The 18,717-nt window shown below is 40.0% G+C and carries 14 protein-coding genes; 3 read left to right on the forward strand and 11 right to left on the reverse strand.

Translation table 11 applies throughout. From position 1 onward, the window contains the following. Positions 1-15 precede the first annotated feature (15 nt). Both AC23ME_RS01635 and AC23ME_RS01640 read left to right on the forward strand, forming a co-directional pair. Positions 16-1,482 carry a Periplasmic ligand-binding sensor domain-containing protein gene (locus AC23ME_RS01635; RefSeq protein WP_487726003.1) on the forward strand — a complete coding sequence of 489 codons (1,467 nt, stop codon included), beginning with the start codon at positions 16-18 and terminating at the stop codon, positions 1,480-1,482. A gap of 189 nt (positions 1,483-1,671) precedes the next feature. Then, positions 1,672-1,914, forward strand: a complete 243-nt coding sequence (locus tag AC23ME_RS01640) for a T9SS type A sorting domain-containing protein (protein WP_487726734.1) — start codon at positions 1,672-1,674, stop codon at positions 1,912-1,914. A gap of 1,058 nt (positions 1,915-2,972) precedes the next feature. Here AC23ME_RS01640 and AC23ME_RS01645 read toward each other — a convergent pair. From AC23ME_RS01645 to AC23ME_RS01660, 4 genes are all read right to left on the reverse strand, one after another. Then, entirely contained in the window at positions 2,973-4,070 is a 1,098-nt protein-coding gene (locus AC23ME_RS01645) for a hypothetical protein (RefSeq protein WP_487726004.1), read from the reverse strand. 263 nt (positions 4,071-4,333) lie between these two features. Next, the gene (locus AC23ME_RS01650; protein ID WP_487726005.1) at positions 4,334-4,642 is read right to left on the reverse strand and encodes a sigma factor-like helix-turn-helix DNA-binding protein; all 309 of its coding nucleotides are present in this window, start codon (positions 4,640-4,642) and stop codon (positions 4,334-4,336) included. A 21-nt stretch (positions 4,643-4,663) separates the two neighbouring features. After that, positions 4,664-5,080, reverse strand: coding sequence for a hypothetical protein (locus AC23ME_RS01655; protein ID WP_487726006.1), 417 nt, complete (start codon positions 5,078-5,080; stop codon positions 4,664-4,666). Between the two features lie 737 nt (positions 5,081-5,817). Next, the gene (locus AC23ME_RS01660) at positions 5,818-5,967 is read right to left on the reverse strand and encodes a hypothetical protein (protein WP_487726007.1); all 150 of its coding nucleotides are present in this window, start codon (positions 5,965-5,967) and stop codon (positions 5,818-5,820) included. A gap of 326 nt (positions 5,968-6,293) precedes the next feature. On the opposite strand from AC23ME_RS01660, the gene AC23ME_RS01665 reads away from it, so the two are divergent. Then, entirely contained in the window at positions 6,294-6,518 is a 225-nt protein-coding gene (locus AC23ME_RS01665; RefSeq protein WP_487726008.1) for a helix-turn-helix domain-containing protein, read from the forward strand. Positions 6,519-6,679: 161 nt separating this feature from the next. Here the strand turns inward: AC23ME_RS01665 and AC23ME_RS01670 are convergent, their stop codons facing one another. From AC23ME_RS01670 to AC23ME_RS01700, 7 genes are all read right to left on the reverse strand, one after another. Next, complete coding sequence (locus AC23ME_RS01670; RefSeq protein ID WP_487726009.1) at positions 6,680-7,405, reverse strand: hypothetical protein; 726 nt, start codon at positions 7,403-7,405, stop codon at positions 6,680-6,682. Beyond that, positions 7,395-7,889, reverse strand: a complete 495-nt coding sequence (locus AC23ME_RS01675; protein ID WP_487726010.1) for a hypothetical protein — start codon at positions 7,887-7,889, stop codon at positions 7,395-7,397. Before AC23ME_RS01675 ends, AC23ME_RS01670 begins: the two co-directional genes overlap by 11 nt. A gap of 203 nt (positions 7,890-8,092) precedes the next feature. Further along, a complete protein-coding gene (locus tag AC23ME_RS01680; protein ID WP_487726011.1) occupies positions 8,093-9,307 on the reverse strand; it encodes an SIR2 family protein in 1,215 nt (404 codons plus the stop codon). 204 nt (positions 9,308-9,511) lie between these two features. After that, entirely contained in the window at positions 9,512-11,515 is a 2,004-nt protein-coding gene (locus AC23ME_RS01685; protein ID WP_487726012.1) for a BCCT family transporter, read from the reverse strand. Positions 11,516-12,106: 591 nt separating this feature from the next. Beyond that, a complete protein-coding gene (locus tag AC23ME_RS01690; RefSeq protein ID WP_487726013.1) occupies positions 12,107-13,234 on the reverse strand; it encodes an efflux RND transporter periplasmic adaptor subunit in 1,128 nt (375 codons plus the stop codon). Between the two features lie 4 nt (positions 13,235-13,238). Beyond that, on the reverse strand, positions 13,239-17,576 hold the full coding sequence (locus AC23ME_RS01695; protein WP_487726014.1) for a CusA/CzcA family heavy metal efflux RND transporter: 4,338 nt from the start codon (positions 17,574-17,576) through the stop codon (positions 13,239-13,241). A gap of 107 nt (positions 17,577-17,683) precedes the next feature. After that, entirely contained in the window at positions 17,684-18,094 is a 411-nt protein-coding gene (locus AC23ME_RS01700; protein WP_487726015.1) for a hypothetical protein, read from the reverse strand. Positions 18,095-18,717: the final 623 nt, after the last annotated feature.

Raw genomic sequence — 18,717 nt, forward strand, 5'->3', positions numbered from 1 at the left:
CAATAATCTCAAACGATGATGAAAATTAAAAATCTACTTTTTACACTACTGTTTTTACTGAGCGTAAAACTGAGCATCGCACAAACTTGGACTAACTATAGTCTGGCAAATAGTACTGTTCGTTGCATAGCGATAGATGTAGAAGGCAACAAATGGTTTGGTATTACTACTGGTGGTATAAGAAAATTTGACGGGACTACATGGACTACCTACAAAACTGACAACAGCGGACTGGTAGATAATAATGTTCGCTCCCTAACCTTAGATGCAGAAGGCAACAAATGGTTTGGTACTGATGGTTGGGGCGTTAGCAAGTTGAGCGGTACTACGTGGACTACCTATACTACCGCCAATACCAGCAACGGGCTGGCAAATAATTATGTTTATGCCATGACCATGGATGCACAGGGCGATAAATGGTTTGCAACTGGTGGTGGTGTTAGCAAGTTGAGCGGTACTACGTGGACTACCTACCATATAGGAAATAGTGGGTTGGCAGATAATAATGTTCGTTCCATAGTCATAGATGCAAATGGCGACAAATGGATTGCTACTTTTGGTGGTGTAAGCAAGTTGAGCGGTACTACTTGGACCACCTATAATACCAGTAACGGGCTGGTAGATAATTTTGTTTATTGCATAGCCATAGATGCACAGGGCAATAAATGGTTTGGCACTGTTAATGGCGTAAGCAGGTTTGATGGTACTACCTGGACTACCTACAGAGCCATCCACGGGCTGGCGCATAGTAGTGTTTGGTCAATAACCATAGATGCATTGGGCAATAAATGGTTTGCTACTAATGGTGGTGGTGTTAGCAAATTTAGCGGTACTACATGGACTACCTATAATACCACCAATGGGCTGGCAAATAATGTGGTTTATTCCATAGCCATAGATGCACAGGGCAACAAATGGTTCGGTACTTTCTCTCGTGGTGTTTCTGTTTTAAACGACAATACGGTTTTGCCCATAAAGCTAAATTCATTTACTGCAACGCCCAAAAGCTACGGCAATGTGCTCAACTGGCAAACCGCTAGCGAAAACAACAACAGCCATTTTGTGGTAAAGAGAAGTACCAATGGGGCAGATTTTGTAGAAATTGCTACCATAAACGCAAAATCAGTAAATGGAGCGGTTTACAGCTATAATGATAATAAACCTGCCAACGGCACTAATTATTACCAACTTTTACAGGTAGATTTAGATGGCGAAACAACAGATTTGGGTGTAAGAACGGCAATTTTTAACTTTTCACTCTCTACTTTCAACTTATACCCCAATCCCGCAACAGATATATTAACGTTAAACGGAGCAATTACCGATATTAAAAGCCTAAGCATTACCAACATTAGCGGTGGAATTATAAAAACCTTGCCCCCAAGTATCAAAATAGATGTGTCGGCACTACCAACGGGCATATATTTCATTAACATTACCACTCTTACGGGTGTGCGAACCGTTAAATTTGTGAAGCAGTAAAGCTCCCCGTCATTTTGAGGGAAGCGTAGCGACGAGAACCGAAGCTCTACGAAGTAAAATCTCTGTGTTTATTAGCACTAGCTTAAATAGGGCAGTAACATATTTAGGTTCTGGCTACTATTTAACAGATTCTCCCTAAGGTCGAAATGACGCAACACTTACCAACGTAACCATGCAGTTAACTTCTCGCTGTTAAATGCCGAAGTTAAAGCATGGCCAAACCCTGTAGCTAAAATCTTAAAATTAAGCTTCCCTGCTGCGAAATACCAGGGCTTAAGGATAATGAACTTTAGCGGTAAAAAACTACATGAACAAACATTAAGCAAAACGCAAAGCGAAGTAGAACTGGATATGGGTAGTTATCCAAAAGGTGTTTATATCATTGAGCTACAAAGTAGCAATGGCAACCATGTAATTAAGGTACTGAAATAAAGAAACACTTTCTCCCTTGGAAGGGATCTGTGTCCCCTTTCAATTTTAAACCTCACCGTAGCAACTACCGCCCCTCTTGCCGTCATTGCGAGACTGGACTTGTGCGAGCCGAAGCAATCTCAAAATTGATTAGCATTGCCTCCCTCTAGATCATGCGTCATCCCAGATTTAGTCTGGGATCGTAATGCGATAGATACTACACCTCCTTTTTTCTTGATAAAAAAGGAGGAAAAAATCAAGGCTGCTTTGCCTAGCTCGCTAAAGCTCGATAAAACTTTAATAGCGCTGGCTGAAACGTGTGACCGTTATTGCTTAACTATCGTATCTGCTACACTTCTGCACCCAGCTTGTTTGTAGAGAGATCCTTTTGCAACTGCTAACGTTTTATAGAGAGTATTTATTGTTGTTTTAATTAGCTCTATGAGCTCTGTGCTGCGCCCAATCGGTTATCGGCTTACACATCGCTATGCCAAGAGGCCGTCCTCGTCCTTGGCAATGTCAGTTCTTACCTTGCACTATCCATGTCCCCCTCTGGAGGGGGTTGGGGGAGGAATTCAAGGCACAGCCCCCTCTGCATCATGCGTCATCCCGTACTCGATACGGGATCGTAATGCAATAGAAAGGCTTAACCTCCAACTTCTTCTGCGCCATCCATGTCCCCCTTTGGAGAGTTTATCCCGACTATTCGGGAGAGCTTGTTCCGTACATACGGAAGTAGGGGGAGGTTATCCAAACTAGCTAACTTACTCCTTTTTCACCTCCGTCCCCTTTTCGTCATTGCGAGGCCTTGGTATGAGCGAGCTGAAGCAATCTCAAAGTTTCGTAGCAATTCCGTTCCTATTCCGTCATCCCGACTATTATGGAGGGATCTTTGGACTATACCTTTTTGGTCATTGGTTCATTGATTTTTGGTCATTGGTTCAGTCGTAATGCGGTATAAAATCCTAACTCCAGATCCAATAGGGCTGGATAACCAAACATTGCAGCGCAAATTGTATTTGCTTAATGAGTGCATGATAGCCTCATCCTGTGGTTGTGCAAACAACCTCAATAAAACTTTATTCTACAATTAACTGTATACCTGCTTTTTCAGCTTTGTAGCTAATTTTCTCCTTCAAACTATAATAACTCCAGTTCTGCAACAAGAAAGGATCTTCCTTCGCCAGTTCTTCCTTCGCCTGCTGATTAACCAATAACAGCGTAGCCGCTTGATGTTTGATACAAAAGTTGATGAGCATTCTGCTGTACACATGCAGTTTCTGCTCTATATAGCGCTTTTCCTGCTGTTGATAATCGTCCAAGCTTTTCATCTTTCGTTTTCTACCATGCCCACCAACATTAAAGTTTACGCCCTTTGTTACCCTTTGTATTGCTGCCCTAATTGCCAAGCGACGGTGCAAAAATTCCTCTTTGTTGCCTATCACATACTCGCACTTTCCAATCTTTACCACTACCGGATGTTCTATAGACAGCGAAGCTTCGGCAATAACACTAGGATCTAGCGCATGGTGCTCCTGTTCAGTCTGTATAGCCGCCAATAGAAATATCTTGCCCTGATCTAACTGCAAATGGCTGGTACGCAGTTTCAAGAGCTGGCTTCGTAGCCTTTCTAGGAGCATTTTCTTATCCAAGCGATCCTTACCTAAGTAAGTTCTAAAGGGAATTTGAAACAGCTTAAAGCAATAGTTCTTCCCATCTGGACTTAAGCTAATGTTAGAAATTGCTTCTCCTCCAAAAGGCATCGGAATATTCCTCTTGTAATTCCGCAGCGACTTCTCTCCTTTCCAATAGGCGGTTTTCTCTCTATTAAAATACGACAGCAAACTATGGTTAAGGTTGGCCATCATGCCCATAGGTACCTGCCCCTTAAAATGTTTAGAAAGCAATTGATAAGTGGTACTTGCCCTCGACGATTGAAGTATCCCGTCTTCATCCTTCTTTTGGTCGGTTAACTTTAGCTTGATGTCTTCCGTGAGGTAGAAAAAATCTTTCACCTGCTCCTGTATAAACTGATGGCTCATGATCATGTTAGCCGCCCTAAAACAAATGTTTTGCCATTGATAGAGTTGGGCTTTTGCCTGTTTAACTACCTCTGCATCCTCGCTGTCTATCAAGAGTTGAATTTTACGGGTAATAATGATGCTTTTAGTTTCCATTTTTTCATAGGTTTAAGTCACTTTAATACATCGGTAATTGATATAGGGGCATAACAATATTTAAACACCCCGGTCTTCGACCACCCCTCTACAAGAGGGGAATTTGCGACATACATTCCCCTCTTCCAGAGGGGTGCCTGAAAGGCGGGGTGTTTAGTTGTTTAAATATGGAATGATATTTCCCATCCCAACACTTCGACAAGTTCAATACCCCACAAACCCCTACAATTAACCAAATAACCAGTTAAACAGTTAACCTCAAATCAACCTTTATCCGTCATTGCCTTTACAAAAGCCTGTTGAATGTAGCCTTGGTTCATGTTCAGAGCTTTGGCTATTTCCTCGAAACTATATTTCAGCTCATATCGCATCTTCATAATCTGCACTTGCAATTCATCTAAACTGCCGCTAAAAACCAAAGGCCGCCTACTGCTTGCTTGTTGCAATTTTTGATTAGCCGAAAGCATGCACTTTAAACGCTCTAATAGCACTTCTACCTTTTTCTTTACCGCATAGTCCGAAATACCCCCTAAATAAAAAGCAATATGTTCATAGCTGAAATCATACTTCAAACAAAGCTTAATTAATTGTTGCTACGTGTGAGATAAATTGGCCACGAGCTGTGCCAACTGCTCCCATTGCTTTTGCCTGAGCAATTGAGCTGCTACATCTGGCTCTGCTAATGCTTCGTCTTCCAAATTCCCATCGACTAGTAAAAAATCGTGGTTTTCTAATTCATCTAAACGGAAAAGATTGGCATGAAACTTATTTTTAGCGGTATCGTAATAGGCGTATACAGATTTCTTCAGTTGCACTTTTAAAAAATCATATACATCACTCACCGAAAGCTGATCTCGCAGTAGCCACACCCTTAAAAAAGCATCTTGAACCATGCCACTAGCGGCTACTTCGTCTTTTACCGAGCGCTCGCAACGCCAAGCAAAGAGGTTATAGTATTTGGCGTACAGCCCATTAAAAATTAGGAGTTGATTGTTTGATTGCGTTGTCATAGGTTTTTGGTTAGTTTTTATTGGTATATTTTAGTTCATCAGCGCTGCACTTCCACTACCCCCCGCACCATTACCGCCTCACTCTGCATCATGCGTCATCCCAGATTTAGTCTGGGATCGTAATGCGTTAACTTTTTCCTTCTTCTTTTCCATTGATGAAAAGAGCAACCTGAGCTTTAGCGAAAGCATGCCTGCCTATAAAAACAATAAACTACTAGGCATAAAATCTAGGCTGCTTAGCCTAGCTCGCTACAGCTCGATAAAACTTTAATAGCACTGGCTGAAACGTGTGACCGTTATTACTCAACTATCGTCGCTGCTACACTTCTGCACCCAGCTTGTTTCTACAAACCCTTACGAAACTGCTCACGCTTTATCGGCTTACACGTCGCTATGCCAAGAGGCCGGTCTTCGTTCTTAGCAATGTCAGTTCTTACCTTGCACTATCCATGTCCCCCTCTGGATGGGGTTGGGGGAGGAATTCAAGGGACGAACACTCACTACACCACGCGTCATCCTCAGCCTCATTGCACGTCATTGTTCGTCAACGTCTGCTGTCATCCTGCATGTCCCGACATCATCGGGGAGCTTGTCGAAGGATCCAAGTTCATAGCACTGCCCCCTATGCATCATGCGTCATCCCAGATTTAGTCTGGGATCGTAATGCGATAGAAAGGCCTAACCCCAAGTTCATCTGCACTGCCCATGTCCCCCTTTGGAGGGGGTAGGGGGAGGAATTACACCGGGTTCTTAGGCTTTAACGCATAAAGCCTATCAAATAAATAAACCGATAAAGATGAATGGTTACGGAAAGAAAAGCCAAACATTTGGCCATGCCCATTGCCAAAATGAGCTACAGATAATACCGATGTGTTAATTCTTCCCATTTACTCGTATTTGGTGATACGAGTCTTGTTGGTAAGCTAACCCTACACAATACATGTGGGACTACATACCATGGTTACAATAAAGCTCTGACCCCTTACGCTAACATGGATTTACAGCAGTCCCACATCTATTTCGATTTGCACAAAGATATGCATCTACGTATAGACATGGGTATTAATCTGCTGTCTTGCGTTAGCGGGGTCAGAATATGCAACCACAAGACTCTTATTAATACCTAATTACATTAAATCAAATATACAAATTCATTTCATTTGTTACAAGAACTTGTAACAAAAAATAACTGAAATTTTGTTGCCTTTATTGAATGAATGAAGCAAGAGACAGAAAACGATTAAAAGCATTCGGTGAAAACATTCGAAAAATTAGAGAGAGCTTAAATCTAAGTCAAGATCAAGTAGTTGCAAATTGCGATGTTACAAAGGGTAATCTTAGTAATATAGAAAATGGGAATAAAGATTTTACATTTACAACACTCTTAGAAATAGCAAAAGGTTTGGGGATAGAGCCTAAGGAATTATTGGATTTTTAAAGTAGCGGTTTGATATACCTAAGGCGGGGATTTTAAGAACAAAAGTTAAATAGAATTTCGGAAACTTGCGGGACTGCACTTTGCACAATTTGTCCAAAAATTTCGTGGAATGCCCTCAACCATTTCCAACACACTTTCGGTAAACCCTTTTTATAGGTAAATCAACCGAATTTATCGAATACGTTTAACAGTAAAATTTCAATGTGGGCTGCAACTTTTTGTTCTCCAACTACCAATGTACTCGGATGACCGCAAGAATTTCTAAGTTTAAGACAAGCTTCTAATTCATTTTTGGTATTTTTACCAAACACAGAAATACTTTCTAAAACTTGTAAAAAGTCATACTCTCCCATTCTAGTAAGTCCATCCACATTTTTTGCATTTATCCATTTCGGATTTCTTCGAAGCGCTTCCAGATTAAAAGCGTTCAAATGAATATTGATTACATGCTCATACAATAAGGAAATAGCACCAATCCAAGAGAAGACCACAGCTGATTTTAGCAAATTATATTTTAAACAACTTATTGCTTCAACTATAAAATCTTTTACATATAATGATTTGATTTGCTTAGACTTTTCTATTAGATCATCGTATCTGGCGGCAATTGGCGGCGAACTTTTTATAATCTTTTTCTCAGATAGTTTATTCAATCCTTGACTTGTCAAAATCCAACCATCTTTAATTTTAATTACATCTCCTTTTGACTTTAATAACAAATCTGAAAGATTCCATTTTTCGATTTCTCGAAGTCCATTCTCCTTAGCAATTTCTCTGATTTCGTTCAAAGATTTAGCAGAATTGTTCTTATAATTTAGAATCAAATGAGTCTTTTCCGTTCGACTAAGATCATTCCTACTAAGGTTATCGCTTAAATCAATTACCATTAAGCATTGGTTTTATTCTTGCTAGTTCTTTAGCTGACAAGGCATATTGACCTGTTGATCTCTCCATTAAATTTTGATTTTTCGTAAGAGTTTTAAGCGATGCTATTAGATTTTTAGAAATAGTTTCCTTAAAATAATTTGTTGCATTTCTTATTTCTTTTGAAATATCATTTCTGTTAAAAAGATTTTTATTTTGAACTAATGACAAATGTGCGCAAGCAGCCATAATTAAGTCTGGACCAGTTTTAACATTCATTTTTGCAGCAATTGAATTTATTGACATTTGAGGGACTGCGGTTTCAACGCTACTAATAGAAATCTCATTTACAGTTGAATTATTGTAATGATTGTCATGATGTTCTGCTGGTATGTTCAGAGAAACTAATTTATCTATTAAAGATGGTAAATCGTTTTTTAGATAATTTAAGTCCCCTTCATATTCTATTTCTAATGAACCAAGTTTGATTCGGATTTTGTTATCCATAATGTTTCGTTTTGTTAAGAAGTAAATATAAGAAGTTTTAGTAATAGACTAAAGGTTAAAATGCTGCCTATAAAGTTTCGGAGATTTGCGAAGGCGGGGATTTTTAGCATTAAAGTTCAATCGAATAACTAATGTTGAAGCCTGTACAAATGTTCCATCGAAGGCATTCAGCCCCACTTTTGACAATGCCTTATTGTATGCAGTTATGTTTTTCTTATTTCTTGCATTATTTCTGGTATTTCACTATAAGTATCAACCCAAATTGTTTTAATACCAAAGGACTTTAAGTCATTTTCTTCAAAAGATTCTATTATCTGGACTAGGGTAGTTGCAGTTTCCTCTAGTTGCAATGATGCTTTTGACTTTTCATTTAAAAGTTCAACTTCATTATTTAATAGAAGACTTAAGGCTTTTTTTACATCCTCTACTTTATACTTAGTTTTAAAAATGAAGTGGTAACCTTTTTTAGTGGTTCTCTGCTGATTTGCAATGTCAAGTAAACGTCTCGTATTTGGGTCAGTTAAAGACGTCCCAATAAATAAACAGTTGTTCTCCCTGAATTTGTTTATCTGTACTATATTATTCCAACTGTATGTGTCTGTATATTGCTTATGATAAACACTTTCTCCAAATGTAATTTGATTTGCTTCAGTTAATTTTCCTTTTTCAGGCAAATAGCCGTGAACATGATATATTGGAAGTTCCCCTGTGTCAACACCCATACCATTGCCGTAAATAGACTTGTAGGGTAAGTCTAAACTACTTTTTTGTATGTTAAATTCTAAAATATCGTCAAAATTATACGTGATTATACTATTCAGATTTGGGCTTTTGCCAGGTGCAATGCAATACCTGATAATTTCGTCCATTAATTTTGATTTTGTTTCCCTTTCAATCTCTTGATACAAGATTTTTCGAACCTCTTCCTCAAATGAAGTTTTGTTATTCTCGAAATATTTTTGCAAATATCTTCCTGCAATTAGTGGGCTTGGATTGAAAATTTTTGCAAACAATTTCGACAAAATGCTTGAGGTGTTTTTCTCCTTTTCAAGAGTTGTCATCATTAGTTTTTGCAATAAAATATCCCAAGATGGTAGTCCAAACGACATTGAAACTCCAGCACCCAGAACTAAAACTAATTTCTCTTTTCTGTAGTTCTGTTTTAATTCTCTGATTATTTCAGTTCTATCGGTTTTACTAAAACTATGAACTAAGCTATTTCTAAACTTTTGAAGTATATCAGAATAATTTCCTTTTAAGTCTTCATAAAAATACTTTTTTAAATAGTCCCTTGTTTTAGATTTGACTTCATCTGAATAAACTGGAACTGAGATTCTAGAATACGATTCAATAAAATCTTCTGCAGATTTTAAGCTTTCCGATTCTTCATCTTTTGTTGGAATTGTCTTTTTTGCCATTAGGATCTTATTTTGATTGCACACAACTTGCATATGCGTGCTACTGTTTAGCGAAAATTCACCCAAATATGGTACGGCCACGAAACTTTAACGCAAAAATTATACAGTAGCTAGAGCTTGAGATATTTAGATAACGCAATATAAATGAAGGCTTTGAGATTTGCAAATCTTTACGAATATCGAATACGAAGCAAATAGCACAACCTACTTCAACCTACTATTCGCATTACTGCTAATAAACATTTCATTTCTTCCTTCGGCAACAATGACCATAAAACGTTCGTAATGCTTAAGTACGTCCGAAATAAGTTCGTTGCGAGTAAACAGCCTTACATCATAGCCCTCTCTGGCATCGCCAAAATAAGCCATCGGGAAATAAGCTTTAGCACCTTCATAATCGGGCAGGTTATCTTCAGAAAGCACATGCTCAGATACTGCCCTCGATTGGTTTCTTACGCCATACACGAAATTGTTCACTATATCATAATGGATTTCAACCTCTACCCTAGTCGGTTTTTCATAGCTGTTTACCTCTGCTGCAACACCATTTTGGGCAAACTCTGCCTGTAATTCTATCAAGGCGGGCTTTACCTTTTCTGCAATGAAAACATCTATTTCCTTACGATCGCCATAGGAAACCATTTGCTTTAGCCGCTCTTTCCAAAACTCTCCAGACCAAGGCACCGTAGTCACCGAAAAATCTTTCTCGTAATAGCTGTAATCCATCACCAAGGCCTTAAGTAAGCTCACAATAAACAGCAGCACAATAATAGCAAATGGCAATGCTGTAATTAAGGTGATACTTTGCAAGGCCTCCAAACCACCTGCATTAAGCAAGATAAGCGCCAAGGTAGCCAGCAATATACCCCAAGCTATGGTTTGCCATTTGGGCGAGATCTTGGCATTTCTAGTGGCAATGCTGTTCATCACAAACATTCCCGAATCTGCCGAGGTGACAAAAAAGATAACGATGATGAGGATCACCAAAAAACTCGCAATGCTGCTCAAAGGAAGGTATTCCAAAAACTGGAACATCAATGTATCTGGGTTGGAAGCCAACCTACCCAATGCCCCGCTGGCAATATACTGATCGAACCAAATGGCACTGTTGCCGAATACCGACATCCACACGAAGTTGAAAAGCGTAGGCAGTAACAGCACCGCAGCAATAAACTCGCGGATGGTGCGGCCTTTAGAAATTCTGGCAATGAAAAGTCCCACATAAGGCGACCAAGAAATCCACCACGCCCAATAAAGGATCGTCCAGTTGTAAAACCAGGGCAAAGTTTCTTCTTCGTACACATGGGTACCAAAAGTGAGGTTAAAAAAGTTGTTGATGTAATTGCCAAGCCCCTCGGTGAAACTGCCAATAATGTACACCGTAGGCCCAAATATCAATACAAACAACATGAGCACCATGGCCGCCGAGATATTGATGTTACTTAAAATTCTGATGCCCTTGTCTAATCCGCTTACGGCAGACAAAATGGCGACACCCACCAAAACGCCTACAATGGCAATTTGAGATCCGATGTTACTTTCGGACAATATCCCCAGCGATTGCAGTCCTGAGTTAATTTGCACCACCCCGAAACCAAGTGTGGTGGTAATGCCGAAAAAGGTACTGCATAGCGCAAAAACATCAATGGCGCTGCCCCATTTGCCATTTACCTTTTCTTTTAACAAGGGATAAAGGCAGCTGCGTAAGGATAATGGCAGTCGGTAGCGGTAACAGAAGTAGGCCAAAGCCAAACCTACTACACCGTAAATAGCCCAAGCATGAATACCCCAATGGAAGAAGGTGTACAGTTGTGCGTTTTTTGCACGGTTAATCTGCCCACCTTCAAAAACAGGATTGGTATAATGCTGCATTGGTTCGGCCACGCTAAAGTACATTAGCCCAATTCCCATACCTGCGGCAAAAAGCATCGATAGCCAGGAGAAGAAAGAATATTCTGGTTTACTGTCGTTTCTGCCCAGCCTGATCTGTCCGTATTTGCTGAGCATTAGGTATACTAAAAACACCACAAAAATGGTAACCGACCATACATAAACCCAGTTAAGGTTAACGAAAATAAAGTGCTTCACCTTAGCCAACAGTTCGTTGGTTAACTGTGGAAAAATGGCTGCGAGCATACAGATACCCACAATAAAAACTAGGCTGGGAAAGGTTACCCCTTTACTAAGGGTATGTTGTATTCTTTTCATTAGATCATGTATTTGCCAAAAGGCGATTGCATTTTAGCAGGTTTAATTCTGACTAAGCTACAAATTCACCGAATACAACAAATATACGGTCGATGTGTTTAACGGCATAGTTAGAGATTGATTTTGGTGGGTAGGGTTTGGATAAAGTTTTGGTGCCGAGTTGTTTTCGATGGTGGATGACAGATAAGATTTCCTAATACAAAATAACAACATAGCTCAAAGATCCCTCCGCAAGATTAGGATGACGATGTAGGAAAGGAAAGCGAATTAGCACAATCCATTCCCAAGAACGACGACTGGCCTAGCAGGTTTTCGCAGGAGAAAGCACCAAAATATCCATCGCACCAACTGAAAAAAAAGTACCACAGAGCAAGAAAGCAGCGTGAGGGCAGGAAAGCGAAACGGCAAACGCCTCTTTCTTGCGCAAACAGGATATTGGTAGCTTTATTCAAGAAAAGGTGCCAGCCTTGAACTTTTGCTTCTTTTGGTTCAAGCCAAAAGAAGAATAAAAGCACTTAATTTCCAAATCATCAGCATTAAAAATATAATAGCCCAAGATGTTAACCTTGGGCTAAGCGATAGTTGATTAAATTACTCCTCGTCAGCAGTATTTTTCAACTTCATTAACAAAGAATAAGCACCTTTAACGGCAACCTTTTTACCTTTCAAGTCTGTAGTGATAGCGGTTTTGCCGTCGGCGGTTTCACCAGCTTGCACAGCGTTCATCACAAATTTTCGCGGACTGGTCTCTACGAAAACATAGTCCTTGTTCTCAAAATTGACAATGGCATCTTCTGGTAAGAACTGCACTTTTTGATTTTTGAACTGTAGCTCGGCATTCATGTACATCCCAGGAACCAAGCTTTTGTCGTATTGCTCAAAATGGCAATGCACCTCGCTCCTGCCACCTTCCACATTGTGACTTACCAAAATCACTTCCGTTTCGTACTTCTTTTCTGGCTTGGCGTTAGTGTAAGCCAACACCCGCTGACCAATACCAATTTGATGTAAGTCTTTCTCGAAAATAGTTAAGTTCAAATGGATGTCACTTGGATTAATCAGTTCGAAAATCACATCAGATGGGGTAACGTATTTGCCAATATTCACGTTTACCTTGCTCACATAACCGTTAATTGGCGAGTACACATTCACAGATTTTGAAATCTTACCCGAGTTCAGCTGCGCCGTACTGATGTTGATTAACTTCAGTTTTTCTATCAATGCAGTATGCTCTACTTTCAGGTTTTGGTATTCGGTTTCTGCCAGTTGTAAAGTTTTATCGCTGTTTGCCTTGCTTAAATTCAACTCTTTTTGGCGAGCAAGTTCTTTACTTGCATAGTTCAATTTGTTGTGGATGCTCAAATAATCTTGCTGCAATTGAATGTATTGCGGGTCTTCCATTACGGCGATGATTTGACCTTTTCGCACCTGCGTACCTGGCAACATTTTGGTAGCTTTTAAATAACCTCCCAAAGGGATGCTCACCGACACCAAGTTTTGAGGCGGAACATCAATTTTACCTTGCAGTTTCAATGTTTCGTTAATTTCCCCAAAACCTACTTCTCCAATTTTTAGGTCGATATTTTTTGCCTGTTCGGCAGTTAAACTTACTTCGTTCTCGTTAATGGGCGCTGCCTTTTCTTCTTTTGGTTCATTGCTGTTACTGCAAGCAAATGTTAAAGAAATAGCCAAGGCTCCTAGATATAAATAGTGCTTCATTGTGTTATTGCGCTAAAAGGTAATTCAATTCTGTAATGTTTCGGTTCAATTGTTGGATGGCTTCAAAGTAGCTTTCCCGCATACTAATCGCCTGATTGTTTAGCATCGTCCATTCCAAATAATTGATTTCTCCGTTTTTCAACTGCTTGTTTAAGGTCGAGGTAATTTCTCTAGCGGTTTTCAAACCATCTTTTTCCAAGCTTTCTACCAATAATAATTGTTCTTGATATTGGGTGTAAGCGGCTTTCAAACCTGTGCTAATTTGCTTGCTCGCATTGGCCGTTTCCGATTTCCTAAACTCTTGGTAAGTCTTGGCAGACTTCACTTTGTTTCGCTGCGAACCACCAAACAAAGGAATGCTCAAACCTAATTGGAACGATTGAAAACGGTCGCTTTGGTCGAAGTTGATACCATCTTGCAAGCTGGTATTGTTGTAACCTACATTAAACTCCGGCAACAATTTAGATTGCTCCATTTTTGTAATTGCCAAAGCTGCCTTTTCTTCCTGCTGTTGCAGTTTAATTAAAGGATGATTTGCCCAACCTAAGGTATCAGCAAAAGTAGATTTCACTTTTAAAGCTTCTGCTGTAGGTTTCAAAAGCTGATTGGTATTCAGCAAAAATGCCAACTGCTGTTGCAATACCAGTTCCTGTATTTTAAGGTTTCTCAACTTCGTGTTTACCTGCAACAATTGATTTTCGGCACTCGCTTTTTCCAGAAGATTACTTTCACCACTTTTCAGTCTCAGCTCAGCCAATTGCTTTAGTTTGAGATATGCACTATCGGCTTGCAGATACAACTTTTGCAGTTGTGCTATCAGTACCAAATCGTAGAAAACTTGGGTAGTTACTTTGGTTAATTCAGCTTTGCTCAACTCCCTTTGCAACAAGGTAGTTTTCCATTCTTCCAAGAACTTATCTTTCTGTCTTGCATACACACTTGGCAAGCTAAAACTCTGGCTAACGGTAAGCATATTATCTACCAAATTACTATTGTACTTGCCGTATTCGCCAGTTACACTTAAAGGCGCAATGGTGGTGGCGGTTTTACTCAATTGCTGGCTATAATCGGCTTTCAACTGACTACTTTTTAAACTGATGTTGTTTTTATACAAGCTATCTAATGCGGCATCCAACGTAATAGCTTGTTGGGCATTGGCCGATGAAATAGAAAGACCAACAAGCACCAATATCATGGTAGCAACTTTTGGTAATTTCTTCCTTCTGATTAAGCCCTTTTCAAAGCTCACGTACAAAATAGGCAATACAAATAGCGTCAATAAAGTGGCAATCATTAAACCACCGATTACTACAGTAGCTAATGGACGTTGTACTGAAGCTCCCGCACCGTTACTAATCGCCATTGGCAAGAAACCCAGCGATGCTACAAAAGCGGTCATGAGTACTGGTCTTAAACGAGTTTTAGTACCTTTTAACACTACTTTCTTCATATCCTGTTCTCCCGTTTTTTTAATGTTATTGAACTCTGCCACGAGTACAATCCCGTTGAGTACCGCAATACCAAATAGCGCAATAAAGCCTACGCCAGCACTGATACTGAAAGGCAATCCGCGGAGCGCTAACAAGAAAATACCGCCGATGGCAGATAAAGGGATAGCCGTATAAATGAGCAAGCCATATTTGATAGAACCGAAGGCGAAGTAAAGCAACAAGAAAATAAGAATTAAGGACACCGGAACGGCAACCGTTAACCTCGCTTTTGCTTCGTTTAAATTCTCAAATGAGCCACCGTAAGTAACAGTATATCCTGTTGGCAGCTTAATTTCTGCTTTTACCTTCTCTTGCAGTTCGTTAACGATACTTTCTACATCTCTACCGCTTACGTTAAAACCTACCAAAATTCTACGCTTGGTATCTTCCCTTTGGATTTGACTAGGGCTATTCACCAAAGCTACATTTGCAACCTGCGACAATGGAATTTGATTGCCAGTTGGTGTTGGAATTAACAGGTTTTGTACATCTTTGATATCCCTTCGTTTATTGTTCTGCAAACGAACCACCAAATCGAAATGCTTTTCGCCTTCGAACACCAAACCTGTACTTTGTCCGGCAAAAGCAGTGTTTACATTTCTGTTGATATCGGCAACGTTTAAACCGTATTGTGCAATGGCTGCTCTGTTGTACTGGATTACAATTTGCGGTGTTCCTGTAATCTGTTCTACGTAAAGTTCCGTTGCACCTTCCACCGTCTTCACCAAATTACCGAGCTTCTTCGAATAGACGGCTAGCGTGTCAAAATCCTCACCGAAAATCTTCAATACCACATCCTGTCTAGCGCCGGTCATCAACTCATTAAAACGCATTTGCACCGGAAATTGGAAACTGGTAGTTACGCCTGGTATTTCACTGGCAGCTTCGCCCATTTTCTCCGCTAATTCATCAAAACTTTTGGCAGAAGTCCACTCGCTTTTAGGTTTTAGGTTGATGATCATATCTCCCATATCCATTGGCAGCGGCTCTGTTGGCACTTCACTACTCCCTATTTTGGTCACAATATTTTTCACCTCTGGAAATCTTTCCTTAAGGATGCCTGCTACTTTCTGAATGTTCTCGATAGAAGTATTCAAGTTACTGCCCGAAAGCACTCGTGTTTCTACTGCAAAGTCCGCCTCTTCAATAGAGGGAATAAACTCGCCACCAAGATTGGCTAAAATCACTACAGCAGTCACGAACAAGCCCAACACAATAGCGATGACCGTTTTAGGGAAACCCAACACACGTTGCAATAGCTTTTCGTAACGGTTTTCGACCTTCGCCATTGCCTTATCAGAGATATTTGGTTCCGTTTTGATTTTCTTGCTCAGGAACAAACTAGACATCATTGGGATATAGGTTAACGATAGGATAAACGCACCTAACAAGGCAAAAGCTACCGTTTGTGCCATTGGCTTAAACATCTTTCCTTCGATACCTTGTAAGCTGAAAATTGGCAAGTAAACAATAAGAATGATGATTTGCCCAAACACGGCGCTGTTCATCATTTTAGAGGAAGCACTTTTCACTTCCAAATCCATTTGGTCTTGCTTAAGGAAGGTCATTCCTGCAAATCTCTTGCTGTGTCCGAGTTGATGCATTACCGCCTCCACGATAATGACGGCGCCATCTACAATTAAACCGAAATCTAGCGCACCTAAGCTCATCAGGTTACCGCTTACGCCAAACATGTTCATCATGATAATGGCAAACAACATGGAAAGTGGAATTACCGAAGCTACAATAAAGCCTGCTCTAAGGTTGCCTAAGAAAATTACCAATACAAAAACTACGATTAAAGCACCTTCCAATAAATTGGTTTCAACCGTTTTAATGGCATTGTTCACCATGCTGGTACGGTCTAGGAAAGGTACAATCTCTACGCCTTCGGGCAAGGTTTCAGAAATTTGTGCAATTTTAGCTTTGATGTTATCAATTACGACATTGCTATTCGCACCTTTCAACATCATCACAATGGCGCCCGAAACTTCGCCTTCATCATTGAAAGTTAACGCTCCGTATCTGGTCGCAAAGCCGATTTCTACATTGGCGATATCTCTGACTAGCAGTGGCGTAGCGCCTTCGTTATTTCTTACCACTACATTCTCGATGTCCTCCTTGGTGCCAATCAAACCTTCCGTTCTGATGTACTGAACCGTGGCTTGCTTTTCGATATAAGCACCACCTGTGTTTTGGTTGTTGGCCTCTAACGCATCAAAAATTTCACTGATGGTTACTTTGTGTGCTACGAGTTTATTCGGGTCTATGGTCACTTGATATTGTTTCAGTTTACCTCCGAAACTACTTACTTCGGCCACACCTTTAACACCCAGCAACTGCCTTCTCACCACCCAATCTTGAATGGTGCGCAGTTCGGTAATGTCATAACGTTTTTCGTAACCTTTTTTCGGTTTTACAGCATATTGGTATATCTCGCCCAAACCAGTAGAAATAGGCCCCATTTCTGGTTTTCCTATTCCTTTCGGGATTTGTTCCTGCACCACCAATAAGCGTTCAGCCACTTGTTGACGAGCCCAGTACACATCTACATCGTCATTAAAAACCAGCGTTACTAGGGAAAGTCCGAAGCGGCTGTAACTTCTAATTTCTTTGATACCTGCGATGTTACTATTGGCCTGTTCCACCGGAAAAGTCACCAATCGCTCAATATCTGTAGCACCATACGAAGGGGCTGTAGTAATAATTTGCACCTGATTGTTCGTGATGTCAGGTACGGCATCTATGGGTAATTTGGTAAGCTCAAAGCTTCCATATATGATGAGGGCAATGGTAAATAGCCCAACAATGAGTTTGTTCTTTATCGCAAACTCAATAATTCTATTCAGCATGAAAAATGGGGATATCGTTTCTAAATAGCTTTATACGTCATGTTGTCCCGTATGTACGGGATCAGCATCCGCATAGTAAGCCAGTAAATAGTTTTTAATTCTATATTTTAAGAAAGGATAGCCTTTGGCGGTTGCCAAATTTTTCCGGCAAAAGCCGAATTAGGAATGTAATCGTTATTGATTAAGATTTTCTGCTTTGGCAGAATTTGATAAGCTTTTTTGGGTATTGCTCCAAAAGAAGGTGTTATTGCATTAGCGACATTGCCGGCAAAAAGTTCGTGGGTTTTAAATGGCAGTTGATTATCCCTATCCTCATCATTATCTGTATGTGGGATATCGTTGTAATGTTCTTCTAGATAACCAAAGAAGGTGATTTTGCTATCCAGATTTTTGTGTTCGAAATAGTGTTGAAAAAGCACAGGTAGCCTAGTCAAATCTTGTAAACCAGTACAAGAAAGCATGTAGAAGCTTAAAAGTAATATGTTAAGTGCCTTTTTCACCGCGTCAAAATTAGCCAAATGAAACAGATTTACAATTATAGAAAGTTAAATGTTACAAAATGGGAACTGTTTTAACCTCTATATATGGATTTTATTCTTTTCTTCCAATAGGCTACTTCCTTTTTGTTCACACCTGTCTGAAATTGGCAAAATTTGACTGGCTTTGGATACCCTTGTTCGTATTGTGTTCGGTATGTGTTCGACTCACCTTCGGTAAAACGGCCTTTTTACCGAAGAAGCACCGAAGCAGGTACGAAGAAAAGCCCTAGACATTCTTGATGGTGTAATAAAGTTAAATAGACCGGATTGTAACGAAACCCGATTCAGATTTCATACTATCTTGCGGACATATCTATCAATTCTTCCGTTATTCTTTTCCTTGATGAAAAGAAACAAAAATCAAGGCTGTATTGCCTTCCTTGCACTACGCTAGCGAAACTTTTGAGGGCGAAATTGGAATGTCCTGCCAACTCTTTAGCCCCACGCTCGACTGCCCAATTTCTTATTTCTGCAAAATTTTGGGTTGCTGCAAAAGTTTCACTGCCTATTGCATCGGAATCCAATAAGGCCGATAGCATAGCGCATAACCTTTATACTAACTAAGCCTACTACATTGGATATTTTGCAGAGCTATTAAACAA

The sequence above is a fragment of the Pedobacter sp. T50_32 genome, assembly GCF_057652195.1.

Coding starts and splice junctions, on each gene's coding strand:
- AC23ME_RS01645 (WP_487726004.1), bottom strand. CDS start 4,070: ATGGAAACTAAAAGCATCATTATTACCCGTAAAATTCAACTCTTGATA.
- AC23ME_RS01670 (WP_487726009.1), bottom strand. CDS start 7,405: ATGGTAATTGATTTAAGCGATAACCTTAGTAGGAATGATCTTAGTCGA.
- AC23ME_RS01685 (WP_487726012.1), bottom strand. CDS start 11,515: ATGAAAAGAATACAACATACCCTTAGTAAAGGGGTAACCTTTCCCAGC.
- AC23ME_RS01660 (WP_487726007.1), bottom strand. CDS start 5,967: ATGGGAAGAATTAACACATCGGTATTATCTGTAGCTCATTTTGGCAAT.
- AC23ME_RS01665 (WP_487726008.1), top strand. CDS start 6,294: ATGAATGAAGCAAGAGACAGAAAACGATTAAAAGCATTCGGTGAAAAC.
- AC23ME_RS01690 (WP_487726013.1), bottom strand. CDS start 13,234: ATGAAGCACTATTTATATCTAGGAGCCTTGGCTATTTCTTTAACATTT.
- AC23ME_RS01680 (WP_487726011.1), bottom strand. CDS start 9,307: ATGGCAAAAAAGACAATTCCAACAAAAGATGAAGAATCGGAAAGCTTA.
- AC23ME_RS01695 (WP_487726014.1), bottom strand. CDS start 17,576: ATGCTGAATAGAATTATTGAGTTTGCGATAAAGAACAAACTCATTGTT.
- AC23ME_RS01655 (WP_487726006.1), bottom strand. CDS start 5,080: ATGACAACGCAATCAAACAATCAACTCCTAATTTTTAATGGGCTGTAC.
- AC23ME_RS01635 (WP_487726003.1), top strand. CDS start 16: ATGATGAAAATTAAAAATCTACTTTTTACACTACTGTTTTTACTGAGC.
- AC23ME_RS01675 (WP_487726010.1), bottom strand. CDS start 7,889: ATGGATAACAAAATCCGAATCAAACTTGGTTCATTAGAAATAGAATAT.